The following is a 26,656-nucleotide window of genomic DNA, read 5'->3' on the forward strand; positions in this document are numbered from 1 at the left end:
AAAAGGTCGCTTTGCGACCTTTTTTACGTTTACTGAAAATGACTTATATCTGCAAATTGTTTTACTTTACCACGGTTTTCATCAAATTCAATCACACTAAGACTCGCGCTATGCATAAATGGCTCTTCCCATACATGTTCAATTTCAAAACCTGCAAAATGCCCTACGAGTAATTTCGCTGCTGCAGCATGAGAGACAATTAAAATATTTTCCCCTTTATGCTTTTCTAAAAGAAATTGTATCCCTTCAATTACTCTTTTATGAACGGCCGCAAAGTTTTCCCCTAATGTTGATTGAAAAAGATGTGGTTCATTCCAAAATAAATGTACTTCTTCTGGATATTGCATTTCCAAATCAGCAATTGTTTGCCCTTCCCATGTCCCCATATTTATTTCATAGAAATGTTCATCTGCTATAATTGGAATATCGCGTTCTCCTTTAATCAATTCGGCAGTATGAATCGTTCTTTCACTTGGACTACTATATATGGCGTGGAGAGGTAAATCCTTCATACGCTCCCCTAATTGTTTCGCTTGTATCATACCATTCTCAGTTAAGGCTGAATTTTTTCGTCCTTGCATCCGCTTTGCTACATTCCATTCTGTCTCACCGTGCCTTGTTACATATACTGTTGTCTTCATTTCCTATTTCCCCCTTGTCATTTCGGCCGCAATTCCCACGGCTCTACTCTCCCTACAATCCATTCTGTGCATTTACTTTCAATTCCTTTTATAACTCCGTCAGCTATCTCTTCATGAGTAAGCCACCTTGCATATGTATCTTCTAAAATAAACCCTAATATAACTCTGTAATAACTACATAATGCCCCGCCTATTTTTTTTGACTTCGTACGTGATGCACTACTACCTAATATATGAAATAAACTGTACTTTTCCGACGACAATTCTACCTCATTACAAATGAGTCGTAATGCATGCTTAGCACTAGAGTGTATCCAGGCAACAACTAATGTTATTGGACCATTCTGTTCAATTGTATTAGTAATAGATCGCTTTAGATCATCGTCATTTTGATAATCTAAAGGAAGACATGTAATATTTTCTGGTGCCGAACTAGCTTGCTTAACATTTTCTAATTTCACTTCATCTCGTCCAATAACAGACACACGAAATCCTTGATCACAAAGCCACATAGAAACTTTCTTTAACATTCCTGTTCCACCAATTACAAGCGCATGCAACTTCTTCCCCCCTTAGTAAAATGTCATATGAGGTTTCTCATCTCTATAATAATTTAGACGGTCTTGTAACGTCCCTGAATGAAACTCAAATTTATGACCATCAGGATCCACAAAATATATAGATTCACAATCTCTCACATCACGCTCTCTTCCTTGTAAAATATGAACTTTATTTTCTTCTAATCGCTGCAGTAAGCGTTCAAAGTCTTCTTGTTCAACAGAAAATGCGAGGTGCGTATAAGATTGATGAATCTCCTTTCTTGGAATATGTGCCTCTTCGTTCAGTGCTATCCATACTCCACATATATTGAAATATGCAAGTTTTCTCCCTTTAACTAATAGTTCTCCTTCTAGCACTCTTTCATAAAACATAATAGCGTTTTCTAAATTTGATACTGAAAAACAAAGATGATTGATTCCTTTCAACACTCCACGTTCCTCCCTAAACAAATAAAAGATGAGTGAAAATTCACTCATCTTTTATTATACTATTTCTTTGTAATATATGCCCATTTATAACTAAAGTCGCCACCGAACGTATGGTTAGCAATACCATTTACATACGTCTTCTCTAAGTAAGCTGTACTTTGTTGGTACGTAGGTGAGATTGCAGCGTCTTGACCAATTAAGATTTTTTCAGCTTCTGCAAGTGCTTTCCAGCGTGCTGCGTCATCTTTTAGTAGTTCTCCTTTTGATTTTGCTACTAAATCATCGTACTTCGGATTTGAATAATCCATTTCATTAAACGAGCTTCCAGTAACGAACATATCAATATATGTCATTGGGTCTGGATAATCTGGACTCCATGCAGATAATGAGAATTCATATTCAAATTTCTTTTCTAAATCTAACTTCTGCTTATATGGTTGTTGCTTCAGATTCACTTTAATACCAGGTAAGTTTTTCTCTAATTCTTCTTTAATAAAGTCGCCCACTTTTTTACGACTACCGTTATCATCATTTAGTAATTCTACTGTAATTGTATCTTGACCAAGTTCTTTCTTCGCTTCTTCCCACAGTTTTTTTGCTTTCGCAGCATTATCTTTACTGTCACGGAAATTTTTATTTACAGTACGGAAGTCTTTTCCATCTGGTCCTGTCGTAAACTTTTCAGGTACTAAGAAATACGCCGGCAATGATCCATCATTCAAAATTACATCCGCAATTCCTTTTTTATCGTACGCTAAATCAATCGCCTCACGAACCTTTTGATTTTTAAACGTTGCATTTTTTTGATTAAAACGTAGGAAATACATACGTGGGTCTAGCTTCGTTTTAAATTCATCTGGTTTATTCTTTTTATATTTGTCTACAAACTCAGAACTTAAAATGACACGATCTGCTTGATCACTATCATATAAATTTACCCCAGTACTTGTCTCTTTTACTATACCCACATTAATTTCTTGTAATTTTACAGCATCTTTATCCCAATAATTTGGGTTTTTCTTTAACTGGTAACTTTGTTCATGTTTCCATTCACTCATTGTAAATGGTCCATTGTACAATAATTTATCTGCTTCTAATCCGTATTTATCCCCTTGTCCTTTTACATACTTTTCATTTAATGGGAAGAATGTAGGGAACGAAGTAAGCTCGAGGAAATAAGGTGCTGGTTGCTCTAATTCTACTACCAACGTTTTATCATCCTTCGCTTTAACACCTAATTGATCCGACGGTACTTCTCCTTTATTTACTTTCTGTGCATTTTTCACATCAAATAAAATAAATGCATATTCTGCTGCTATTGCTTTATCTAATGTACGTTGCCATGCATATACAAAATCTTGTGCTCGAACTGGATCACCATTTGACCATTTTGCATCACGTAATTCAAATGTATATGTCTTTTTATCTTCACTAATCTTCACGTCTTTGGCCATACCTGGAGTTGGTTTATTATCTTTATCTAGACGATATAATCCTTCCATTGCATTTACAAATACACGGAAAGATACAGAATCTGTTGATTTAGATGTATCCATTGAAGGAATTTCAGCTGTTTCTAGTAAGTTTAATACTTGCTTATCCGCTACTCCCTTACCTGCTTCTTTCTTCGTTGTAGATGCCTTCTCCCCATTTCCGCAACCTGCAACCAATACACTAGCCGATAATGCAACTGCAGCAATCGTTGTTACCTTTCTCTTCATTCTTCCTTCCCCCAATCTATATGTATAAGTTAAAACTTGTATAATATATTTTATTATACAAAAAATTCTGATTATTTTAAATATTTATTTTCATAAAAAGAAAAAAAGCGGTCAGAAATTGCTTTCCCTCCGCTTTGTTGAATAGCATTTACTTGTAAGCCATCCTCTATATCAAATGGATTTTGAACTTTAAATATTTCCTCCATTATCTTCAAAAACTCTTCTTCATTTTTAGATTCACCGTTAATCGTAAGTGAATATGGTTCCACTTCTCCCAATTTATAATCAACAATAAATTGAATTCTCACCTTTTTCCTTGGCATCTCAGGACTCTCCCCCTGAAATTCTACTAATTCTAATCCTTCCGTTCCCCGATAGTATATCCATCCTGAATTTTGAAAATAATTTTCGAACGATTCACCAATTGAAAAGACTGGATATTCATAAAGCGAGCTTGTACGAACTTTTTGAATAATATCCCGATCAGTCGGAAAAAAGAAATGACTGAAAAAAATACTTGCAACTGCTAAAATAGTAACGATTGTTGCTCCCATTTTACTCGTTCCACCACTATCACGGATGAGATAATTTTCAACCGATTCATCTTTAATTCCCCGTGCTTTTATTCGATATATACGCCTTTCTGCAAATTGATAAAATAATCCATTTGCAAAAATCCCCATCCCAAATAGAATGAAAACGAGTAATAAAAACGTGAGAGGTACCATATTAATAATTGGCAATGCTACGTTGAACCCCATATAATAAGAAAATGCATCACATGCTACTAATAACAGTATAAATAAAGCAGCAGGTACGTAATACTTACGATATCCAAGCCAACCTACATTAAAAATAGCAGCCAGACCATTCCAGCTCCACCTAGCAATTCGCTTATTCTCAAGCTCCCATTTTCTTTTGTAATATGGATATTGTCTCCCTACATATACTTCTAATTCTTTGTCTATTAGCGAGCTTTCTTCACCTTGTTCATTATGCAAGTTTCGTTGACAATTTGCACAATTCAGCTGATCATTAATACAAGGTCGCCCACAATTTATACATTTCAAAACAATCCCTCTTTCCATCCATACTTCATTGTGAACTACCCACCACTTAGTATCTCTTACGAGCTTACCCCGAAGTGGGGGCTTCTCGGTTCATCGTTACTTTTGATAGCTAACGAATTTGTCTTAGGACAGCCGAGCTAACTCCCTCGTTCCAAAGGTTGTTTCTTACGATTTATTTAAAATACCTTCATGTTTCAATAACCACTCTTTCCTCCATAAACCACCCGCATACCCAACAAGTTTTCCACTCTTTCCTATTACACGATGGCATGGAACGATAATTGAAATTGGATTCCGGCTATTTGCCCCTCCTATCGCTCGTACAGCTTTCGTATTCCCAACCTTCTCCGCAATATCTAAATATGAAGCACTTACGCCATACGGAACAGTGTAAAGTGCATCCCATACATTCTTTTGGAATGGTGTTCCTTCAGCAGACAATGGAACTGTAAACTCTTTTCTTTTTCCTTCAAAGTATTCATCTAATTCATTTATACATTGTTCAACAAGTTCATTTTTATGTTCTTCTTTTCTTTCTTCAACAAATATAACAGACGTAATTCCTTCTTCGTTCGCTGTAATTTCTAACAAACCTAATTCACTATCATAATAAGCCTGGTACATATGTCATCCTCCAATTCATTACATATTATTTATTGTAACACGAATAGACGAAATTTTTCGTATAAGCGTTTTATTAGGGAAACAAAAAAGAGGATGATACAATGTAAGAAAATTCAATCAAGGGGGATATTTGATGGAGTTTCAACTCTTTTCACCTTATACAATTAAGGACGTTACGCTAAAAAACCGTATCATTATGTCACCTATGTGCATGTATTCATCAGAAAATGAGGATGGCCAAGTAACTAATTTTCATCTCGTCCATTATGGAACCAGGGCTGCTGGCCAAGTAGGTTTAGTTATGATTGAAGCAACAGCTGTGTTACCTGAAGGACGAATTTCTAACAAAGACTTAGGCATTTGGGATGATAATCTAATTGAAGGCTTACATAAAACGACAACATTTATACATAATAACGGTGCAAAAGCAGCCATTCAACTCGCTCACGCCGGAAGAAAGGCTGAATTAGAAACAGATGCTTTCGCTCCCTCAGCAATTCCGTTTAACGATAGAATGAAAATACCAGTAGAAATGAATAAACAGCAAATTAAAGAAACTGTTTCTGCTTTTCAAAAAGCAGCTTTACGCTCTAAACGAGCGGGGGTTGACGTTATTGAATTACATGGTGCTCACGGTTATCTTATTAATGAATTTCTTTCTCCGCTTTCCAATAAGCGGATTGATGAATACGGGGGCTCACCTGAAAATCGCTATCGTTTCTTACGCGAAATCATCGATGCTGTAAATGAAGTTTGGAACGGACCGTTATTTGTTCGTATTTCAGCAAATGATTATCATCCCGACGGGTTAACGGTTCAAGATTATGTGCAGTATACAGGATGGATGAAAGAACAAGGGGTAGATTTAATCGATTGTAGTTCTGGTGCTGTTGTACCCGCACATATTGATGTGTATCCTGGTTACCAAGTACAATATGCTAAACATATTAAGGAGCATGTTAACATCGCGACTGGTGCGGTAGGATTAATTACAACCGGATCACAAGCAGAGCAAATTTTAAATAATAACGAAGCAGATTTAATTTTTATCGGACGCGAGTTACTTCGTAATCCATACTTCCCAAGAATAGCTGCCAATGAACTTGGCTTTGAATTAAAAGAACCATATCAGTACCAACGAGCACCCGGGAAAATTAAAACTAATAAATAAAACCGAGAAATTATTCTTCTCGGTTTTACTTATTTTATTTCTATAATATCGTTTGAACTATAAATATGAATACCAGATTCTTCACGTAGCGCTGTTATATACATTCCTTTCGCCACATCTTTAGCTGAAATTGGTTTATACTTTTTAAAAGCCCCTTTAAATATAAACGGAAGAATACGAGATAATTTCTCAGCCATTCTTTCCCCAAAACGATATTCTTGACGATTTCCAACTAATAATGACGGCCTGAAAATATGTATGCCACCAATAACTAGCTTTTTTAGCTCCTCTTCCATTTTCCCCTTCACTTGCGAGTAAAAGAAAAATGATTTAGGTTTTGCTCCCATTGATGAAATAACAAGAAAATTTTGCACGCCTTGTTTTTCAGCTAAGCAGGCAGCTCGTAATGTATATTCATAATCTACTTTTTTAAAATTAGACTTCGACTTCGCTTTTTTTATCGTTGTTCCTAAGCAACTAAAAACATCATCTACTGCAAAAAATTCTTTGTATTCCTCTAATACTGAAAAATCCACCTGTTTCTGTTGCAATTTCTCATGCTGTAATTGTAATGGTTCCCTTACAAAAATAGTAACCGAATCGTAGTAATCTGAGTCAAGTAATAGTCGCGTTATTTCTTGTCCAACTAACCCACTTGCGCCAAGTACTAACGCTGTTCGCTTATTCATATATGTGTATACCTCTTTATTTACTATTCTCTCCTATAGCTAATCGTCGCTAACAGGAGTTTCCGTTCTCCCATTTTACCATAAGTAAAGCACTATGCGTATGCATAGTGCTTTACTTACTCTTTTTTCTCTTCTTTTTCTTCTGCTGGCAATTTTGTAATTGTTGTAGCATCCCCTAAATTACTTATTAGTCTTCTTAAAAAAATTAAAACAAAAGATAATGGCAAAACAACCGCAAGTATTAATAAGATAGCTTCCATGAAGTAACCCAAGCGCTCATCCCCTTTTTTCTGCTCCCTCCCAATATATGAAAGTAACATTGTCACATATGCACCAATCATAAAAATTAATACCTTTCTTTTTGACAGATTTATTACAAAATCAAATCGTAATGATTATTATTTATTGCAACTTTCATAAAGATGTATTATACTAGGTTCGCAAACTAAAACGTAATTATTCCGTTTTGTATTAAAACGATATTTTCTTCTTATATTTGGAGAAAATATAATTGTAAAAAAGAAAAGAGGAGAATTATATGCCTAAAAAATTAGCTCTATTTTCATTTATACTTATTTTCACACTCATCTTTGCTGGATGTTCTAACAACAAAGATAGTGCAGCGAAAAAAGATGGGAAACTTTCTGTTTATACAACCATTTTCCCACTCGCTGACTTTGCAAAAAAAATCGGTGGTGATTATGTAAATGTAGAAACAATTTACCCACCTGGTGCGGATTCTCATACATTTGAACCAAGTCAAAAGCAGACTGTACAAGTGGCGAAAGCCGATTTATTTGTTTATAACGGCGCAGAATTAGAACCATTTGCCGAAAAAATGGAAAAATCATTAAAAAAAGAAAACGTAAAAATTGTAAATGCATCTAAAGATATCGAACTTCGTGCTTCATCTGAAGAAGAGCAGCACGATCATGGAGACGGTCATAAAGAAGATGAACATCATCACGATAAAGACCCACACGTTTGGATAGACCCTACTCTTGCGATGAAACAAGCAGAAAAAATTAAAAATGCACTTGTAGAATTACAGCCTGAACATAAAAAAGAATTCGAAAAAAACTTTGCAGCACTACAAACAAAATTTACTGATTTAGATGATCAATTTAAAGCAGTTGTTGCAAATGCAAAAACGAAAGAAATATTAGTTTCACACGCAGCTTACGGCTACTGGGAACAACGATACGGTTTGAAACAAATTCCAATCGCTGGAATTTCAGCATCTGATGAACCATCTCAAAAGCAGCTTACTGACATTACAAAAACAGTAAAAGAGCACGGTCTACAATATATTTTATTTGAAACATTCTCTACTCCAAAAGTAGCATCAGTTATTCAAAAAGAAACAGGTACAAAAATTTTACGCTTAAATCACCTTGCTACTATTTCTGAGGATGATGCAAAGAACAATAAAGATTACTTCACATTAATGGAAGAAAACGTAAATACTTTAAAAGAAGCAACAAACTAATCAACTATATTTTCTAGGCAGCTGAATATGTCATCCAGCTGCCTTTTTATGTATTTATCCTTGACTTGATCGAAATAACAAGTAGAATTATCCATATTAGCTTGTAAGCTATACTAATTTAGAAGGTGAGTTGGAACTATGAATCTTCACATTTGTGAAGTAACAGCAAATAATTGGCGTTCAGTTGCTGCTTTAGACGTAGCAAAAGACCAGCAGCAGTTTATTGAAAGCAATGCGTTTTCTTTAGCGGAATCATTATATGAAGAAAACGGAACGTCAGTAGGCTTATATGACAAAGAAACACTCGTTGGATACGCAATGTACGGTTGGTATTCCCAAAAACATGAAAGCGTATGGTTAGATCGTTTTATGATTGACCAACAATTTCAAGGAAAAGGATACGCAAAACGTTTCCTTCGCTTACTAATTCAATTCTTGCAACAAAAATTCGAATGTAAAATAATTTATTTAAGTTTACATCCTGACAACAAACACGCAATGGGACTATATGAGTCATTTGGCTTCCGTTTAAATGGGGATATTGATGACGAAGGTCCAGTTGTAGGTGTTGTAATGGAATTACTTATAGATGAAAATACAAGTCTGTGAAAACAGGCTTTTTATTATGCATTTATCAATGTTATGTTTTCTATTTTTGTTTCGTTCCCTTATTACTTCATTTTTGTAATCTAGTATTATCTCATTAAAATGCTCATAAAAAATAAGCCTGCGATTTACGCAGACTTATTTCACACATTCTTCAAAATGTTCTTGGAACCATTCTTTATTAATATCTCTTCCGATGAAAACTACTTCGCTTACTCGCTCTTCGCCCTCTTGCCACTCTCTATCGTACGAAGCAGCAAATAACGTATGCACACCTTGGAAAACAATACGTTTATCTACTCCATCAATAGATAAAATTCCTTTGTAGCGATATAAATGCTCCCCTAGTTCTTGAACGACAGCTGACATCCACTCATTCAATTTTTGTAAATCTAACGGACGTTCTTCACGTAGTACAAACGATTTTACACCTTCTAGATGGTTATGTTCTGTATGAGGGTAAATTTGCAGCGTATCTTTCGTTTTAAACGTTTGAATTTGTAATAACGATGGAATATCTACCTCACAGTTAGTCGCCTCGATTAACTTTGCAGTCGGGTTAATTCCTTGAAGTTCATGCAAGAGATTTTCTTTCTCATTTTCTTCAATTAAATCTAATTTATTAACTAACACAACATCAGCAAAGGCAATTTGTTCTTTTGCTTCCAGTCCCTTTTCAAAATGTTTATGTATATGATAGCTATCTACAACTGTTACAACACCGTTAATTTGGTATGCAGATTGAATAACTGGATCTAAAAAGAAAGTTTGAATAATCGGACCTGGATTTGCAAGACCTGTTGTTTCAATTACTAATCCATCAAAGTCCATTTTCCCTTCTGCTTTCACATCCAGTAATTGTTTTAAAGCAACAAGTAAATCTTCACGCACAGTACAGCATAAACAACCGTTTGTCATTTCCATAATTTCTTCTTCAACGTTCATAATTAATTGATTATCGATACCAATTTGCCCTATTTCATTTACAATCACTGCTAATTTCTTGCCGTGATCCTCTGATAAAATTCGATTTAATAATGTCGTTTTCCCTGATCCAAGAAAACCAGTTAGTATTGTTACTGGAATCATTCCTTACATCTCCTTATAGCTATATGTTTCTACATTATAGCATATAGAGAAAAACGTTTTTGTAGCAAAACATATTTATTGTATGTACAACCGGGTAACTATATAATAATATGTAGCAAGAAAGCCTTTTCAAAAATATTATCATTCATCAAGGGGGTACTTATAATGGAACGAGTTCAAATGGCCGAAACACTAGAATTTTCTCGTATTATTCAAGGGTTCTGGCGTTTAGCAGAATGGAATATGACAAAGCAAGAGTTACTTTCTTTTATTGAAGACTGTATGGATTTGGGGATTACTACTTTCGATCACGCTGATATTTATGGTGGGGATACGTGTGAAGGATTGTTTGGAGAAGCGTTACAATTAAAGCCTTCCTTACGCGAAAATATGCAAATCATCACTAAATGTGGAATCGCTCCCCCATCACCTAAATTTCCAGAGCGATATGTTGCTCACTACAATACGAGTGCTGAACATATAATAAAAAGCGCGGAAGATTCATTACAAAACTTACATACAGATTATATTGATGTATTGCTCATTCATCGTCCTGATCCATTCACGGACCCAAACGAAGTGGCAGAAGCGTTCTCACGCTTAAAGCAAGAAGGAAAAGTTCGTCACTTCGGTGTTTCTAACTTTTTACCTTCTCAATTTAATATGTTAAGTTCATATTTAGATTTCCCGCTCATTACAAATCAAATTGAAGTATCTGCGATGCAAATGGAGCATTTTGAAAAAGGTACGATTGATTTATGCCAAGAAAAACGAATCAATCCAATGATTTGGTCACCTCTTGCTGGTGGAGAAATCTTTACTGGCCAATCAGAACGCGCCGTACGTGTACGTGAAACTTTACAAAAAATTGCTACTGAGCTCGGCGTTGATAGCATCGATACTGTTATGTATGCATGGTTACTTGCTCATCCAGCTAAAATGATGCCAATCGTTGGCTCTGGTAAATTAGATCGAGTAAAAACGGCTGCAATGGCAACAAAAGTTAATTTAGACCGCCAACAATGGTTTACAATTTTCGAAAGCTCTAACGGTCATCCTGTACCATAATAAACAAAAAGAAGAGCTGTTGTATTTTATCAAGACCTAATTTTAAAAAAGATAGAAAAATTAAAGGGTTCTACATATTAGATATGACTAATATGTAGAACCTTTCTTCTTTTACTAAAGCCCCCGTTAGTTGAATAAGTAATTTATCACTTTCGAATATATTTATATACGATATAAAAAAACACCTATTAGAAATATATAAGTCATCCCTAATGATTCTTCAACTTCTTTAAAGTCTTTATATTTCAATAGAATCAATTATTCCCCATTTTATTTGGTTAGAAATGCAGTACACAAGTGTCCTGTTTTTACTTTTAAATAATCAAAAAAAGCGAGTATTTTCTACTCGCTAGTTACCTCCACTGTTGGTTTCTGATTTTCCTCTTCCCTTATGCCCATATCAAATTGAATTTTTTTTAGATGCCTTGGTATTACATAAACATATTCCAAAATTATCTCTGTAAATTTGAATAGGGAACTTACTAATTGTTGATCAAATTCCACATCATCACCGTGTGCAGCTTCGTTGCCAATATCTTTGATGATAGAAGACATTACTGAAAGAATCGGTGGGATTACACCATTATCTGATAAATATTTCAATTTACGATATAGATTTTTCCCTTCCGCACCTTTATCCTTACACATTCTTTCAAGTGTTCTCCTTAAAGCCAGAGATGTTATAGCTCCATCAATATTTCTCACTTTATGTGCTGCTTCAAAAGCCTCTTTCACTCCGGAGGGAAACTTTATTACTTGAGATTCTATTAGAGGATATAATACCTTTTCGCTCCAATATTCTGTTCCATCTGGTCCGCACTCAAAAGTACTTGAGGATTTCAGTTCTAATGTAACTTTCTGACATACTGGACAAAGAAAAAGGTTATAAACATCCCAATATTCCCCGATTTGTATTTCTCCGTAACCTGGTTCATATTCAACTTCAGGAATATTATGTTTATACGTAGTCACTAACTCCATCTGTGTTTTATTTCCACAATGAAAACAAAGTCTAACTTCTTTCATTCCTCCTCACTCTCCTCTCATAAAATTTCTACAATAGGATAGTTTTCCTCTTTAAATATAAAAAAACGAGGAGACACCTATTTTTAGGTCAGTTAACTTGAACGTATCATAATAAAAGATACCCACAAATTAGAACATATCTAATATGTGGGTTATTTTTGGCTTTAAAATTCAACTAAAGCACTCCGTTAGTTGAATAAGAGTTGTAATATCATTACTAATCAAATTTATCTTTATTTAGAAAATACAATTAAATCATTCAATTACAATTACTTCTCCATCCCTTTCCCGTTTATTTGTAAGAGCCCCTCTTATTGGTTATACTAACTTTATTAGGGAAAGTAGTGTTGAGAATGAAAAGAAAAATCTTATTCGGTTCTGCTGCTATTGCCGTTATACTTATTGCCACACTTGGAGTTCGTGAATATGGGGCTCTTAAATATTCAAGCGACAAAGATGACTCAACAAATAGCAACATTGTAGAAGCATCTGAATCCCAAATTTATAATGCTGAAATCGGAGAATGGGTTTCAAAGATGAACGTATTACTTTCCGAACCGATGAACGACCCAAAATTGAAAAAAGCTAGTAACGATGAAGGTTTCGAGTATTACTTGAAGTCACTAGTAGTCAATGCTGAATCACCAATCCATTTAATTAAAGGAAATAAAGAATTGGAAAAAGATTATATAAATTTGTTCCTTTTAACAAGTTATATATCTAATAAGCAAGTTGCCCGTACGGTACATTTAGATCCTAATGGTGAAGCAATGGAATCAACAGATTTAGTTAATCAATGGGCACCTACTGATGAAAATACGCGTATTGCATTCGAATACATGAAGCAAATTATCAATGATTTAGACGTTGCAATTAATCATAATGGAAAAGGTGAACTATATGGTGTGACGCATGTATTGAACACGCGTTTGGCTTCGCAACAAACGAAAAAAAAGCCAGTCCTATTCGCTGTAGGACTGGCTTTCGTGTTGTCTTGCTAAATTTCATAACGTTTCGCACTTAAAGTATATCATGATTTAATTTCTCAATCAAAAGTATTGAGTATTCTTTTATCATACTTGTTACGTAAAAAAAGAACCTCTAAGCATACAAGACTTGAATAATATTTTTGTATATGAAAGATTAGTTCTTTTGAAAAGTTTTTTTAATGTATCATCATATTGTGTAGTGTAGAATGAAAAGAAACCTTATCTAAGGAGAACAAAATGAAAATAGAACGTATGTTAACCATTATTGTGATGTTACTTAATAGAAATCGTATAACAGCCAATGAATTGGCTCAAAAATTTGAAGTGTCGGTTCGGACTATTTACCGAGATATTGAAACAATCAATCTAGCCGGAATTCCTATCATTTCCCACTCTGGAAACAATGGTGGATTCAGCATTTATGAAAATTATAAATTAAATCATCAAGTACTGACTCTTAATAATCTGTCCTCCCTTCTTTCTGTTCTCAAAGATATTAATTCCACGGTTGACGACATTGAGCTAGAATCATCCATAGAAAAGTTAGAAAATATCATTCCTAAAAACAAGGCAGATGAACTAAAGCTGCATATGGAACAAATCATCATTGATTTACATCCTTTTGGAGAATCTCTAGAACAAAAGTCATTAGTTAAAACGCTAAGAAAATCTATTACACAGACTGATATACTGACGATTGACTACAGAAATTATAATAATATTGTCAGCAAAAGACGAGTTGAACCTATGTCACTCATATTTAAAAATTATACTTGGTACTTATTTGCTTATTGTCTTTCAAAAGAAGATTTCAGAATATTTAAAGTTTCCCGTATAAGTGATTGTTATATCGAAAATCAATCATTTGAACGTCGAGAAAAATCGTATCATGAGATTAGGACATTATTAAATGAGCAAACAATAATGACAACAATTGTCTTAAAGATTTCCTCTATAATGCAGTCTCGTGTGGAGGATATTTTTAATAAAGAAGATATTTCGGTGTTAGAAACAGGTGAACTTCTTGTTAAAGCTACACTCCCCGAAAAAGAATGGTTGTTCTCTCTCATATTTAGTTTTGGAGAGCATGTAGAGGTCTTAGCTCCAAAAGAAATGCGTGAAGCAATTGCTTCAAAACTCAGATTGATGGCTGAAAAATATCGTTAATTGCGTTTCTCAAAGTTGACAGACTGTTGTCAAATCACCGTGATAATATTGTTGTTATAAGACACATTTATTTTAATTAGGAGGAACGTTAAATGACAAACAATTATGAATTTCCAACACCAACACTTATCTCAGTTAACGGTGTGAAACTAGAAGTTTTTGAAGCTGGACAAAAAAATTGGGGGCGACCTATCGTTCTCTGCCACGGATGGCCAGAACATGCCTATTCTTGGAGACATCAAGTGACTCCTCTTGTAGAAGCAGGTTATCACGTTATTATTCCCAATCAACGGGGATATGGAGAATCTTCTTGTCCCAAAGAAGTTACAAAATATGATATTAAACATTTAACCGGTGATCTTGTTGCTCTATTGGATCACTATCAGTACAAAGATGCCATTTTTATGGGGCATGATTGGGGTGCAAGTGTTGTTTGGAGCATGGCTTTGCTGCACCCAGAACGTGTTCGTAAAATGATTAACTTATGCTTGCCCTATCAAGTTCGTGGAGAGAAACCTTGGATTGATTTTATGGAAGAAGTTTTTGGAGACGATTACTATTTTGTTCACTTTAACAAACAACCAGGTGTTGCAGATGCTATACTAGATGAAAATTCATCACAATTTCTTAATAACTTATATCGAAAGAATGCTCCATCACAAGTTCCTGGTAAAGGAATGGAAATGATTAATCTAGCTAAAGCAACCAAGCCATTAGGTAAACCTGTTATGAGTGATGAAGATCTTTCTGTTTATATCTCAGGGTTCAATAAGACAGGTTTCACTCCAAGCATCAATTGGTACAGAAATCTAAATCGTAATTGGCATTTATTAGGTGACGTCCCTCCTATTATTCATCAGCCAACATTGATGGTATATGGCGAGAAAGATATTATTCCGCCACTTCAAAATATAAAAGATTTTGTACCTAATATAGACGTTAAGAGTTTGGACACTGGTCATTGGATTCAAGAAGAAAGACCTGAAGAGCTTAATCAAATGATTTTAAAATGGCTGATAAAATGAGTGAAGCCTTATTTTTTATTAATCAAACAGAATTTATTGATTGGTTAGATATTCATCACCAAACAGCTAGTGAGATTTGGGTAGTTTTTTCAAAAAAAAAGACCAATAAAGCTAGTCTTACTTGGTCAGAATCAGTAGATTGTGCACTGTCGTTTGGTTGGATTGATGGGATACGAAAAACAGTTGATGAAGATAGCTATAAAATCCGCTTTACTCCACGTAAGTCTAATAGCCTCTGGAGTAAAGTTAACGTGCAAAAGGTGCATAAATTAATAGAACTTAATCAAATGAAGCCTGAAGGATTGACTATTTTTAATCAAAGAAATGATCAAACAGGTTATTCTTCCGCTAATAGGAACGTTACTTTAATAAAAGAATATGAGGATGAAATTAAAAAAAATCAAAATTCTTGGAAATTCTTTAATCAGCTTCCGGATTCTTACAAAAGAGATTCTATTTGGTGGGTAATGAGTGCCAAAAAAGAAGAAACTAGGCTAAGAAGATTGAATCGATTAATCGATTCATGGAAAGAGGGAGACATGTTAAGACCGTAGTTTTATCAATCAACAGCATTAATTTATATATACCTGGATTGTTTAGAGAGAAGAATATGTAGCTTTTGAATAAAGTTCGATTAAAAGTAAGTTGCAAACGCTGATTTTATACAGAAAGAAACCAACTGTTTTGAAACAAAGTTTGATCAAAACAGTTGGTTCTTTATTTATCTAGTTTGGTTTTTATAATAAAGATTGATTATTTCTGGTTGCGAATCTTCAATTAAAGCACCCTATAGTTTAAGTAGATTTCTTCACAAACTTGTCTTTTTTAAGCCTAATTAATTATTACTATCTAATTAACGAATATAATATGCATAGGAAAAGAGGATATATGCTCATATATTGAACATAATATCCTCTTATTAGTTTAGTCTATATAGTTCTTTACAGCTCTTCTTTTTCATATGTATTTCTCGTCATTGCAAATACACACATATCCCTTAATCCATTTCCATCCACCGCAACACTCGCGCTTTCTAAAGTACCCTCTAATTTAAAGCCTAATTTCTCTGGTATCGCTCTACTCTTCTTATTTAGAGAATCACAACGAATTTCTACCCGGTTTGCTTTCAGTTCAGTGAAAGCATAATCCGTTATTCCTTTTGCAGCCTCTACCATATAGCCCTTTCCACTAAACCTTGAATCAATCCAATACCCGATTTCAAATTGAGGTATATCCCAATTAATACGATGTAATCCGGCAGATGCAATAAATTCACCTGTTTCGTTCGAAAAAACTAGTAGTCTCAAATCTTCACGCTGCAAAAATTGAATATGCGATTTTCTAATACTCTCTTCTATTTCTTCCTCTGTTTGCTCTTTTTGTGCAAAGACCATCCAAGGTTTTAATTCTTGTATTGAAGCTTGAATTGCGTCATATACAACTTTACCATCACCTGGTTTTGGCATTCGAATAAAAAGCCTGTCAGTATAAAATTCAGAAGGAAAATCGAATAATAACGGATTCACTGTAAACACTCCCTATAATTCTTTTATATAATAATATCCATCTCAAGTTATACAGTAAAGAAATTTCTGAATTTTAAACTTTTTAATCATTCACTTCCATCGCTACACGAACTCCAGATTCAATCGCACCTTGAATCCATCCGTGATACAGCGTTGTATGATCTCCGGCAAAGTAAATTCTCCCCTCAGGTTTTACAATGACCGGTTGTAATTCAGATTCTTGACCAGCTTGAAATAGTGCAAATCCTCCAAGTGCATATGGATCCAATGTCCAACTCTTTGATATTCCAGACATGAACTCATCATATACTTGACCACCTAATATTGTTGCTAAATTTTGTAATGTGTAATAGATACGATCTCCTTTTGATAAACCATCCCATAGTAATGCATCGTATGACCACGTATAGCTCCCAAGCATAATGGCTGGTCCTTTTGAACCGATTCCATGACTTGGATAATACGCATAACGTATAGGAAGATCTGTTATAATTCTCCCACCTAATTGCCCTTGTTCCTCCCAAAAACGACTTTTAAATTGAATCCCTATTTTTGTAGCCGGCATATAATGCAATTCACGAATTGTTTTCCACTTCGCATGAGATATCGAATCAAATGGATCTACTTCTACAAATCGCATTGTTGAAAAAGGAATTGTAACAATAACTAAATCACCAGTTATACTACTATACTCAAAAGTTTCCTCATTTCGGTAATAGGCTGTTACACTATTGGCTTGTTGATGAAGCTTCATTAATTTTTGATTATATATAATATTTTCTTCTAATTGTGGTAAAAAAGACTTTGGTAATCTATCATTCCCACCTATTATTTCACAAAATCCACTTTCCTCTTGCATAATGTATAAAAATCGTAACGTCTCAACGAATGACCTTTCCAAAAAGCCTTCTAAATCTAATAAAACACCTATCATCTCAATCGTTACTGGCGAAAAATAAGTATTATATTGATAAGGATGATACTTTAAAAATTGCCCTGTAGAATATTTCCCAAAATCCTTTACTACAATATCCCAATTTTTTTCTGGATTTCTTTTAATAAAATTTATAATTGGCTGTACCGCTAATAATAATAGGGCCTCCGACGTTTTCCCCTCTTCGTTCATTTCCACCGGATACTTTAAAATACTTGGGTCCTTTTCATATTGTTTCAACGTTGTTTTTCGGCCATTAACATATATAATATCAGTCTCATTCCTATTAATAAAAGGGCTCACCTGTAGCCCAAACTTTCTTATATATGCCATCGTTAATGTATGCGAATACGGAATTCTCATCGCTCCAACATCTAAATATAATCCGGTATCTTCCATCCTAACTGTCTCTATGCGGCCACCTACACGGTTGTTCGCTTCAAAAACCTTCACTTCATGCCCTGCTGCTTTTAATAAAGATGCCGAAACTAATCCAGCCATACCAGCCCCTACTACAATGATTTGTTTCGGACGTGTCGTCTTCTTCAATCCCTTATTTATAACTTTTAACGTTTCATCCATCTCATTGTTAAACATTATATCTTTCTGCACAATCCCACCCCTTACTTCATGAAATACAAATTAGTGGTTTAGTGCATTTTATTCATAAATTCACTTAAACATAACACCACCACAATTTGAAAAATCACTAAAAATACATAAGGTGCAGCTCTCCCCCTTCCACATGCTTCATATGATAAACATACAGATAGTAACTGTATGGAAAGGATGGATACACATGAAACGTACTTACGATTATCAGGCTACAAAAAAACATTTAGAATTTAAAAAACAGCAGTTATGTAAAAAACTCACTAGCGTTAAACTAACTGAAGAAGAACGCAAGCAAATACATTTAGAAATTGATAACTACGAATATATATTAAACTTAGTCGAAATGAATCATTATGAACGAGGGTTTTCTCATTAAAAGCGGATAAAAAATTATTCACTTTTCCTTTTGAGCATTTCATTACGCATTTTTCGTAAGTAAATATATAATAGGATGTACATTAAGATTGAGAGGTATATTCTATGATCAAATTAAGTGTATTAGACCAATCACCTATTTCAGATGGTAGCACAGCAGCCCAGGCTATTTCGCATACAGTTACGCTTGCACAAGAAGTTGAGAAACTCGGATTCACACGTTTTTGGGTATCCGAGCACCATAATTCAATTAGCTTAGCTGGTTCAAGTCCAGAAATACTCATTTCACATATTGCCGCGAAAACTGACCGTATTAGAGTTGGTTCTGGTGGTGTTATGCTGCCACATTATAGTCCATATAAAGTTGCCGAGAATTTCCGCGTTTTAGAAGCACTTTATAAGGGCCGCATCGACCTTGGTGTCGGGAGAGCGCCTGGTGGTATGCCGATAGCAACTCGCGCACTTCAAGAAGGTAAAATGGTCTCACTTGATCAATATCCAGAACAAATTGCAGATGTTGCTATGTACTTACATGATCAAGTACCAGAAAACCATCATTATGCAAACTTAAAGGCTACTCCAGTTATCCCAACATCTCCTGAAATGTGGATGCTCGGTTCTAGCGGAGAAAGTGCACTGATTGCGGCAAAGCAAGGCGCTTCTTTTGCATTTGCACAGTTCATTAACGGATACGGTGGCCCTGAAGTAATGAAGGCTTACCAAGAACAATTCCAACCTTCCTATTTAGGTGATAAACAAAAATCAATCGTATCTATTTTTGTTATTTGCGGAGAAACAAATGAAGAAGCGGAGAAGATTGCATCAAGCCTTGATTTATCGATTTTACTATTAGAACAAGGAAAACGGACTACTGGTACTCCTTCTATTGAAACTGCTCAAAATTATTCGTATAGTGCTTATGATCTATTCCGTATAAAAGAAAATCGTCAACGTATGATTGTCGGTGATCCGTCTTCTGTGAAAGAAAAAATATTAAACTTAAGCAAAGCGTATAATACTGACGAATTTATGATTGTCACGATTACTCATCAATTTGAACATAAATTAAACTCTTATCGCCTATTGGCAGATGCTTTTAATTTATAATAACGAAAAGGAGATGCATCACATATGATGCATCTCCTTTTCTTACTACCAATCAATTGTTTTTGCTTCCTATATATTCAATAGCTTCTTTTAATAACTCATCAAAATTATGAGGGTAATCATGATTTAAGTTAGGCACAACTTTATACTTATGTTCTATATTTTTATCCTTTAATAACTTTACAAATTGCTGTGTACCTTCAAAACAATCTTCATCTTGATCCCCACATATTATATATCCTTTTATGCTTTTATCATGCAATATTCCAATCATTTCTTCCCATTCTTCCATTTCCGGGAGCCACGGTGCCACAAAAATAAAACCGTTCACTTCTATTTCACCTTGTAACATGGAATGTAACGCTACTCTTGCCCCAGCAGAAAAGCCACCAATAATAATATTCCCAAATGTTTTATTCACTTTAATCTTATTGTAATGTCCTTTTAACTCTTCTCTTCCTCTTTCGATATTATCCCAAACATATCCATCTGAAAATTGAATTTGGGAAGATTGAGGCAATGCCAGCATAAAACCTTGTTCCATTACAGAGTTCCAATATGGTTCTATTATTTGTATATTTTCTTGATCCCCATGCAGTGTTATTAGTAGATTTTCATTTTGTTTGCTGTATTTATATTTCACGTCTGCTTGTTCCGATTTCTTTTCTAATTCTTCTCTTTCTTTACATAATTGAACCATTCTATGAAACTCTTCAAATTTATGTAGTGGTTTTAAATCATCATCGGAAATTAAATACTCACTTTCGTACCAAAATCCATTTTCTATAATTGCTTTCTTCATTAAATGCAACGCTTCTTCTTCAAGTCCTGCTGCACTTGCTAATGCATATTTAAAATTATATATTTGTGCTTCATTACCCATTACATCTTTAGCATTATTCATTATATAAGAATACGCTTCAAAACTTCCTTTATTTGCATAACAATGTAACGTTTCATTTAATAACTTAATATAAGTCATATTATTTTCCATATAGGAATTCCCCCGTAACCTTTTATAATAATTGCTTCTCCAATCTTCCTATCATTCTAGGGTCACGGTATAAATAGTTAAATTCTACAATTTAACTTAACAATACCTGATTCTCAGAATGATATTTAATAGTTAATGTATGTATACGCATAATACACCACTCCTTCCTATCCACTAGTTGTAGTATAAAGTTAAATAAACTGAAAAATCAATATTTTAATAAAAAAAAGACAACAATAATATTATTGTTGTTCTCATAACATCTGCCCACTATTCTTTTTTTTCTTATCCGGTTTACTTGAAACTAAATAATGCTTTTCTGAAATATATAAGTTTCTTTTTAATATACGATTTAAATATGGTCCTAACTTCACTCCGCATATGAGGCGATCTTCGCTATCTTCAACAATTGGGAACATTTCTTTTTCTGTTACATATTGATCTACGGCCTTTTGTACGATATCAATTTCTTTAACTAGGTTTAAATTTTCTTCTGTATGTTCAAATACTTCAAGCGTTTCCTTCGTTATCAGAAAAAAATTTGTTGGAAATGCAGGTAAATAGGGCTTTAACAAATCATAATTTACTGTGTAATCATCATTTACTAAAACTGTATAAACGATATTAGCATTCGTTTCTAGAAACTTCGCCATCGCTTGTTCTAATTCATCTTTCGTAATTTCCCTATCCTCTTTTCCAGTTCTGAAAAAGCGAAACATTGTATCGCCTCCTTTTTACTATATTATAGCATAAAAGAAAACTGAAAAATCATAAAAAACTCTATTGAAAGAATTTTTCGATAGAGTTTTTCTTTAATCCATTTATGTTTATTTTAAGAATGCACTTAACATCCATACATGTTGTTCTAATGTCGTATGAATTGCTAATAGCATATCAGCCGATGTTTCATCATCAGCTTCATCAGCTACTTCCATACCTTCTTTTAATTCTTGAATAAGTGCAGAAAAATCGTTTACTAAAATTTGCACCATTTCTTCTGCAGACTCTTTGCTTGTCCCTTCGATTACAGTTGAAGTTGCTAAATACTCTTTCATTGTCGCTAACGGTTTTCCTTCTAACGCTAAAATACGCTCTGCTAACTCATCAATGTATGTTCCTGCTTCATTATAAAACTCTTCAAATTTCTCATGTAATGTAAAGAAGTGCGGTCCTGTCACATACCAATGATAATTATGCAGTTTGACATATAATACATTCCAGTTTGCTACCTGCTTGTTTAATACTTCAACAACATTCGTTTTCGTACTCATACAATCCACCCCTCTTATCATGTTACTATCTTTTAATGACCTAACTTCATTTTACCATACATTCCCTATTCTTTTGAATGAACAGCTTTTATGTAACAAAGTTTTAACAACCTTAATATTTCCCTAATATCATATAATTCATGTATCCTTTCAACTACTTCATATGTCTAATTGTCCAAGCTCACACATATGCATAATAGTAAGTCAAGCTCATCATAGAAGAAAGAGGGATAACATGGACAATCAACAATGGCAAGTAGCAAAGAAAGTCGCTGCTACTTATATCGGAACGGTCGTTGGAGCTGGATTTGCTACTGGGCGAGAAATTGTCGAATTTTTTACAGTTAACGGATTGTACGGAACCATTGGCATATGTATAAGTGGATTTTTTTTTATTTGGCTCGGTACAAAAATGATGTTACTTTCATCACAAATCGGGGCATTTTCAGCGCAAGAATTTAATAAATATTTATTTGGGGATGTATTTGGAAATGTCGTAAATACTTTATTATTACTCGTATTATTTGGCGTAACTAGCGTTATGTTATCAGGAGCTGGGGCAGTATTTGAAGAACAACTTCGTCTCCCAAGACAACTTGGTATTTTCATCACAGTCATCGCCTGCCTCATTATTGGGAGCCGGGGATTACAAGGTGTTTTTGAAGTGAATACACTTGTCGTACCTATTATGATGATTTTCATTATCGGACTTGCTATTACAACCCTTATTCATGGTACAACTCCTATTATTGACACCGTTCCTACAGAAAGTTGGAATATGAAATGGATTACTAGCCCTATTACATATGTTGCATTAAATCTGTCTCTCGCCCAAAGTGTTCTCGTCCCATTGGCCAGTGAAGTAAAAGATCGAAAAGCTATTTTATGGGGTGGTATTTTAGGCGGCGCGGGGCTTTGCTTTATTTTATTATGTAGCCATCTAGCAATATTATCAGTTGAACAATTTTATCAATATAACATCCCAATGGCTGAAGTTGTAAGAAGGTTTAATGCAACTTTCCATTTTTTCTTTGTTCTTATCATTTTTGGTGAAGTATTCACAACATTAGTTGGGAATATATTCGGAATGACAAAACAAATGCAATCCATTACCGGATGGAAAAGTAATAACATTATTTACTTCATATTACTAATTAGTTATTGCTTTAGTTTCATTGGATATAGTGAATTACTTCATATTCTATATCCTATTATCGGTTGGGTGAGCATCATTTTACTACCGATTATTGCCTTTAAAAAACTTCAAAAAACATAAAAAAACATCCGTGTATACGGATGTTTTTCATCTTCATTCACAGTCTTCACATACTTCCCAGTACGGCCCCATTTCTACTGCAAGATATGGCTTTAATTGCAAACGAATCATTCGACTTGGCATGCGTTCCAATACGAATTGAATGCCGTCTTCCTCTTCATCCAACTCAACTTTTGAAATAGCAATTCTTTGCATAGTAGTAATAGGGCTTCCATCTTTATATAAAGTGATTTTCACCTCATCATACTCATTAAAATACAATTCAACATTCATTTGCTTTTTTAACATTTCATCAACAATTTCATAATTATCATTTTGTTCCTGGATTATATATTTCCAGCCGCCTCTATCCAATTCTATCGGAGCAGCTTGGAATAATGTCATCAAATCCTCGTACAGCATAAGATAACCCCTCTCTTACTAAAAAACGATGAGTATTTTATATACCCTTTATCTCTATCACTATCCATGTTTATTGTACCATATATCACGAATCTTACTGCATTCATTTGCTTTATATACACATACAAAACATATAGTATTTTCAGTTCACTCTCTATTCACTAGTACGTCCTCTTACTGATAACTTATCACTTTCCTTATTTCCTACATACTACTTATAACTCTTAAAAAACCACAAAAAAGAAGAGTAATTTATATCACTCTCCTCATAAGAATTTTCCTGTAGCTGCTAATGCTAACACTATAATTAAACTTGCAAATAATAGTGATACAATTAAACTAAAAATCGGTAATATTTTCTTTTCATTCTTCTTAAATAATAACCTTAAACTAAGAATGATATTTAATGGGACAAATATAAAATAAAAGTATTTAACGATTTGTAATGAGCTATTTGAAAGTGTTTTAAATACAAACACTTCAATTAAAAAAGCAACAAAGAATAAAATGCTTAACCAAAACGAGACATAGCTAAGCCAAGAATGTCTTTTCGTTCCCCAATACACTCCCATACTGATCTCCTTTAAACGTAGTCTATATTATATTAATTATACACCCGCTTAACAAATTCCTCTATTTTTCGACAAACATTAAATACATTGAACCTCTAATCCGTTTATCAGCTAAAAAACTGTCTCTAATAGCACTAATGCTATTTTGAGACAGCCTCCCCTTTTTATACTTTAAATCTTTCAATTAATACTTGTAACTCTTCAGCCATTTGAGATAGTGTTCCAGCTGCAGAACCAATTTCTTCCATAGAAGCTAACTGCTCCTCAGCTGACGCTGCAACACTTTGTGTACTCGTCGCATTATTTTGTGCCGTCATAGCAATTTGACCAACCGAAATAGATACTTCATTTGCACCTTTTGACATCCCATTAGCTGTTTCAACCATCGTTTTAATTTGGTCAGCAATTTCATTTGTAGATTGTAAAATTTCAGTGAAATTTTGTTTTGTTTCATTTGCAATAACAAGTCCAGATTGCACTTCTTCATTTACATTATTCATAGATTTTACTGTCTTACTCATATCATCTTGTATTTCACAAATTAATTTACTAATTTCACTTGATGATACACTAGATTGTTCTGCTAATTTTCGTACTTCATCAGCAACAATTGCAAAGCCTCTTCCATGCTCACCAGCTCTTGCAGCCTCAATTGCTGCATTTAAAGCTAGAAGATTTGTCTGATCTGCAATATTTTGAATAACTTCTAAAATATCACCAATTTGCTTTGATTTGTTATTCAACAACTGAATAACAGCATCTGACTGTGAAACAGATTCCGCAATAGATTGCATTTGATTTACTGTTTTTCCAACTAGCTTTCCACCATCTTCTGCTTTTTCGCGAGTGTGAGCAGAAGCAGTATTAATAGATGATGAGCTATTTGCTACATGCTGAATCCCTTCTGTTACATCAAACAGTAACATAGCACCATTTTCTACGCTTGCTGTTTGCGTCGTTGCACCACTTGATATTTCATCCATTGCTGATGTAATTTGTTCAGTCGCTTCACTCGCTTGTCTCACACTTGCGGTTAACTCTTCAGATGCCGCTGCAACATGCCCTGCTGAAGTATTAATTCTTCCAATTAACGTTCTTAGTGAATCTGTCATTTCATTAAAACCTTTTGCAAGTTGACCGATTTCATCGTTTGAATTAATTTCAATTGTTTGCGTTAAATCTCCTTCACTTATTTCTTTAGAAGTGGCAACTAATCTCTTTAAAGGTTTTGTAATAGAAAGAGTTACGAAATAAATAAGTGCCCCTCCTACAACTAATGAAATAAGCATAACAATTAACATATTATAAAATACAGGCTGAGCAGCTTCAATTACTTCATTTGAGTACATCGTTCCACCGATTTTCCAACCTGTTTTTAAGTTTGTAGCAAATACCATTTTCTTTTCACTACCGTCATACGTGTATGAAAAAGTGCCTTGATTATCTTCGTAAATTCTCTTTGCCCAAGAATCAGCTGCTTTATCTCCTGGTTTTTCTTGAGGATGCGCAATTATTTTTTGTTTTCCATCTAAAATGAAAGTATATCCTTTTTTACCAATATTGATTAACTTTGTTGTTTTCAATAAATTCTCTAAACTTAAATCTACCGCAACAACACCATTTTTATCTTCTGTTTGTTTCGCAATCGTTACGACAATATGTCCATTTCCTTTCGCCTTATACGGTTCAGTGACCACGATTCCACCTTGTTTACTCACTGCATCTTTATACCAAGAACGAGTTGTTGGATCATAATCTGCTGCCATTTGTATATTTGGTTCTTGCACAAATTTCTTATCATTGCCGGCAACATATACTTGTTCAATATCTTTATTTAAATTAATATATTGAGATAATACCTTTCTTAATTCATCTTGATTATCTCCTTGATACATATCACTATGAATCACTCGTGCAAAGTTATTTACTTCGTTAAATTTCGCCTCAATCATTTGATTGATTAAATTATCTAATATTTTTATATTATCGTGAGCACTACTCGTAATTTGTGATTCAAAATTCTTTTTAGCCGTTTGATAAGACATTCCTCCAATAATAGAGACAGCCGCAATTAAAATTATCAAAAATGAAATTAATAGCTTTTTTGCTACTTTTATATCTCGAAACCACCTTAACAGTTTACTCATTATAAACCTCCTACATTTAAATATTAAGTTTTAAAGATAAATAACCAATTATGAATATATCCCATTCCCTATC

At 34.1% G+C, this 26,656-nt stretch carries 29 protein-coding genes; 11 read left to right on the forward strand and 18 right to left on the reverse strand.

Annotation, left to right across the window (positions count from 1 at the left end):
* Positions 1-29 precede the first annotated feature (29 nt).
* The 6 genes from AC0IXC_RS06945 to AC0IXC_RS06970 form a co-directional block, all read right to left on the reverse strand.
* Complete coding sequence (locus tag AC0IXC_RS06945; RefSeq protein WP_107887943.1) at positions 30-641, reverse strand: phosphoserine phosphatase 1; 612 nt, start codon at positions 639-641, stop codon at positions 30-32.
* A gap of 17 nt (positions 642-658) precedes the next feature.
* Positions 659-1,201 (reverse strand): short-chain dehydrogenase, encoded by a 543-nt coding sequence (locus tag AC0IXC_RS06950; RefSeq protein WP_002189366.1) that lies wholly within the window; start codon positions 1,199-1,201, stop codon positions 659-661.
* 12 nt (positions 1,202-1,213) lie between these two features.
* Positions 1,214-1,630 carry a FosBx1 family fosfomycin resistance bacillithiol transferase gene (gene fosB, locus AC0IXC_RS06955; protein ID WP_002126995.1) on the reverse strand — a complete coding sequence of 139 codons (417 nt, stop codon included), beginning with the start codon at positions 1,628-1,630 and terminating at the stop codon, positions 1,214-1,216.
* A 59-nt stretch (positions 1,631-1,689) separates the two neighbouring features.
* Positions 1,690-3,351 (reverse strand): peptide ABC transporter substrate-binding protein, encoded by a 1,662-nt coding sequence (locus AC0IXC_RS06960; protein ID WP_002189364.1) that lies wholly within the window; start codon positions 3,349-3,351, stop codon positions 1,690-1,692.
* 71 nt (positions 3,352-3,422) lie between these two features.
* Positions 3,423-4,421: a DUF2628 domain-containing protein gene (locus AC0IXC_RS06965; RefSeq protein WP_002189363.1), complete on the reverse strand. Its 999-nt coding sequence runs from the start codon at positions 4,419-4,421 to the stop codon at positions 3,423-3,425.
* Between the two features lie 165 nt (positions 4,422-4,586).
* Positions 4,587-5,045, reverse strand: a complete 459-nt coding sequence (locus AC0IXC_RS06970; RefSeq protein WP_002135839.1) for a methylated-DNA--[protein]-cysteine S-methyltransferase — start codon at positions 5,043-5,045, stop codon at positions 4,587-4,589.
* A 133-nt stretch (positions 5,046-5,178) separates the two neighbouring features.
* On the opposite strand from AC0IXC_RS06970, the gene namA reads away from it, so the two are divergent.
* Positions 5,179-6,216, forward strand: coding sequence for an NADPH dehydrogenase NamA (gene namA / locus AC0IXC_RS06975; protein ID WP_149190421.1), 1,038 nt, complete (start codon positions 5,179-5,181; stop codon positions 6,214-6,216).
* Between the two features lie 29 nt (positions 6,217-6,245).
* Here the strand turns inward: namA and AC0IXC_RS06980 are convergent, their stop codons facing one another.
* On the reverse strand, positions 6,246-6,905 hold the full coding sequence (locus AC0IXC_RS06980) for an oxidoreductase (RefSeq protein WP_002031464.1): 660 nt from the start codon (positions 6,903-6,905) through the stop codon (positions 6,246-6,248).
* 116 nt (positions 6,906-7,021) lie between these two features.
* Entirely contained in the window at positions 7,022-7,246 is a 225-nt protein-coding gene (locus tag AC0IXC_RS06985; RefSeq protein WP_002012427.1) for a hypothetical protein, read from the reverse strand.
* Positions 7,247-7,443: 197 nt separating this feature from the next.
* Between AC0IXC_RS06985 and AC0IXC_RS06990 the strand changes: the two genes are divergently transcribed.
* Together AC0IXC_RS06990 and AC0IXC_RS06995 are read left to right on the forward strand one after the other, a co-directional pair.
* On the forward strand, positions 7,444-8,394 hold the full coding sequence (locus AC0IXC_RS06990; protein WP_002141395.1) for a metal ABC transporter substrate-binding protein: 951 nt from the start codon (positions 7,444-7,446) through the stop codon (positions 8,392-8,394).
* Between the two features lie 138 nt (positions 8,395-8,532).
* On the forward strand, positions 8,533-9,003 hold the full coding sequence (locus AC0IXC_RS06995; RefSeq protein ID WP_002012425.1) for a GNAT family N-acetyltransferase: 471 nt from the start codon (positions 8,533-8,535) through the stop codon (positions 9,001-9,003).
* A 135-nt stretch (positions 9,004-9,138) separates the two neighbouring features.
* On the opposite strand, the gene AC0IXC_RS07000 is transcribed toward AC0IXC_RS06995, so the two are convergent.
* Entirely contained in the window at positions 9,139-10,089 is a 951-nt protein-coding gene (locus AC0IXC_RS07000) for a CobW family GTP-binding protein (protein WP_002086082.1), read from the reverse strand.
* Between the two features lie 165 nt (positions 10,090-10,254).
* Between AC0IXC_RS07000 and AC0IXC_RS07005 the strand changes: the two genes are divergently transcribed.
* Positions 10,255-11,157 (forward strand): aldo/keto reductase, encoded by a 903-nt coding sequence (locus AC0IXC_RS07005; protein ID WP_471652742.1) that lies wholly within the window; start codon positions 10,255-10,257, stop codon positions 11,155-11,157.
* Positions 11,158-11,499: 342 nt separating this feature from the next.
* Here the strand turns inward: AC0IXC_RS07005 and AC0IXC_RS07010 are convergent, their stop codons facing one another.
* Positions 11,500-12,183 carry a DUF4145 domain-containing protein gene (locus AC0IXC_RS07010; protein ID WP_471652743.1) on the reverse strand — a complete coding sequence of 228 codons (684 nt, stop codon included), beginning with the start codon at positions 12,181-12,183 and terminating at the stop codon, positions 11,500-11,502.
* Positions 12,184-12,536: 353 nt separating this feature from the next.
* Here AC0IXC_RS07010 and AC0IXC_RS07015 point away from each other — a divergent pair, with 353 nt between their 5' ends.
* The 4 genes from AC0IXC_RS07015 (at position 12,537) to AC0IXC_RS07030 (ending at position 15,918) form a co-directional block, all read left to right on the forward strand.
* Positions 12,537-13,184 (forward strand): hypothetical protein, encoded by a 648-nt coding sequence (locus AC0IXC_RS07015; protein WP_471652744.1) that lies wholly within the window; start codon positions 12,537-12,539, stop codon positions 13,182-13,184.
* Between the two features lie 225 nt (positions 13,185-13,409).
* Positions 13,410-14,339 carry a helix-turn-helix transcriptional regulator gene (locus AC0IXC_RS07020; RefSeq protein WP_061675446.1) on the forward strand — a complete coding sequence of 310 codons (930 nt, stop codon included), beginning with the start codon at positions 13,410-13,412 and terminating at the stop codon, positions 14,337-14,339.
* A 92-nt stretch (positions 14,340-14,431) separates the two neighbouring features.
* Positions 14,432-15,364, forward strand: a complete 933-nt coding sequence (locus AC0IXC_RS07025) for an alpha/beta fold hydrolase (protein WP_471652745.1) — start codon at positions 14,432-14,434, stop codon at positions 15,362-15,364.
* Positions 15,349-15,918: a YdeI/OmpD-associated family protein gene (locus tag AC0IXC_RS07030; protein WP_234816581.1), complete on the forward strand. Its 570-nt coding sequence runs from the start codon at positions 15,349-15,351 to the stop codon at positions 15,916-15,918. Before AC0IXC_RS07025 ends, AC0IXC_RS07030 begins: the two co-directional genes overlap by 16 nt.
* Before the next feature lie 387 nt (positions 15,919-16,305).
* Here AC0IXC_RS07030 and AC0IXC_RS07035 read toward each other — a convergent pair whose 3' ends face one another.
* The gene (locus AC0IXC_RS07035) at positions 16,306-16,890 is read right to left on the reverse strand and encodes a GNAT family N-acetyltransferase (RefSeq protein WP_002126982.1); all 585 of its coding nucleotides are present in this window, start codon (positions 16,888-16,890) and stop codon (positions 16,306-16,308) included.
* Positions 16,891-16,972: 82 nt separating this feature from the next.
* Entirely contained in the window at positions 16,973-18,436 is a 1,464-nt protein-coding gene (locus AC0IXC_RS07040; RefSeq protein WP_471652746.1) for a flavin monoamine oxidase family protein, read from the reverse strand.
* Between the two features lie 187 nt (positions 18,437-18,623).
* Between AC0IXC_RS07040 and AC0IXC_RS07045 the strand changes: the two genes are divergently transcribed.
* The gene (locus tag AC0IXC_RS07045) at positions 18,624-18,815 is read left to right on the forward strand and encodes a DUF3896 family protein (RefSeq protein WP_471652747.1); all 192 of its coding nucleotides are present in this window, start codon (positions 18,624-18,626) and stop codon (positions 18,813-18,815) included.
* A 104-nt stretch (positions 18,816-18,919) separates the two neighbouring features.
* Complete coding sequence (locus AC0IXC_RS07050) at positions 18,920-19,921, forward strand: LLM class flavin-dependent oxidoreductase (protein WP_471652748.1); 1,002 nt, start codon at positions 18,920-18,922, stop codon at positions 19,919-19,921.
* A gap of 52 nt (positions 19,922-19,973) precedes the next feature.
* On the opposite strand, the gene AC0IXC_RS07055 is transcribed toward AC0IXC_RS07050, so the two are convergent.
* The 3 genes from AC0IXC_RS07055 to AC0IXC_RS07065 all read right to left on the reverse strand — a co-directional run bounded on the left by AC0IXC_RS07055 (position 19,974) and on the right by AC0IXC_RS07065 (position 22,186).
* A complete protein-coding gene (locus AC0IXC_RS07055) occupies positions 19,974-20,915 on the reverse strand; it encodes an alpha/beta hydrolase (protein ID WP_471652749.1) in 942 nt (313 codons plus the stop codon).
* A gap of 254 nt (positions 20,916-21,169) precedes the next feature.
* Positions 21,170-21,634 carry a DUF3939 domain-containing protein gene (locus tag AC0IXC_RS07060; RefSeq protein WP_000488199.1) on the reverse strand — a complete coding sequence of 155 codons (465 nt, stop codon included), beginning with the start codon at positions 21,632-21,634 and terminating at the stop codon, positions 21,170-21,172.
* Positions 21,635-21,742: 108 nt separating this feature from the next.
* Positions 21,743-22,186: a Dps family protein gene (locus AC0IXC_RS07065; RefSeq protein WP_002012416.1), complete on the reverse strand. Its 444-nt coding sequence runs from the start codon at positions 22,184-22,186 to the stop codon at positions 21,743-21,745.
* A gap of 235 nt (positions 22,187-22,421) precedes the next feature.
* On the opposite strand from AC0IXC_RS07065, the gene AC0IXC_RS07070 reads away from it, so the two are divergent.
* Entirely contained in the window at positions 22,422-23,462 is a 1,041-nt protein-coding gene (locus tag AC0IXC_RS07070; protein ID WP_471652750.1) for a YkvI family membrane protein, read from the forward strand.
* Positions 23,463-23,495: 33 nt separating this feature from the next.
* Here the strand turns inward: AC0IXC_RS07070 and AC0IXC_RS07075 are convergent, their stop codons facing one another.
* From AC0IXC_RS07075 to AC0IXC_RS07085, 3 genes are all read right to left on the reverse strand, one after another.
* On the reverse strand, positions 23,496-23,864 hold the full coding sequence (locus AC0IXC_RS07075; protein WP_002086098.1) for a DUF3979 family protein: 369 nt from the start codon (positions 23,862-23,864) through the stop codon (positions 23,496-23,498).
* Positions 23,865-24,130: 266 nt separating this feature from the next.
* Positions 24,131-24,436, reverse strand: a complete 306-nt coding sequence (locus AC0IXC_RS07080; RefSeq protein ID WP_002086100.1) for a hypothetical protein — start codon at positions 24,434-24,436, stop codon at positions 24,131-24,133.
* 164 nt (positions 24,437-24,600) lie between these two features.
* The gene (locus AC0IXC_RS07085; RefSeq protein WP_002086101.1) at positions 24,601-26,583 is read right to left on the reverse strand and encodes a methyl-accepting chemotaxis protein; all 1,983 of its coding nucleotides are present in this window, start codon (positions 26,581-26,583) and stop codon (positions 24,601-24,603) included.
* Between the last annotated feature and the right edge of the window lie 73 nt (positions 26,584-26,656).

The sequence above is a fragment of the Bacillus sp. AC266 genome, assembly GCF_979253805.1.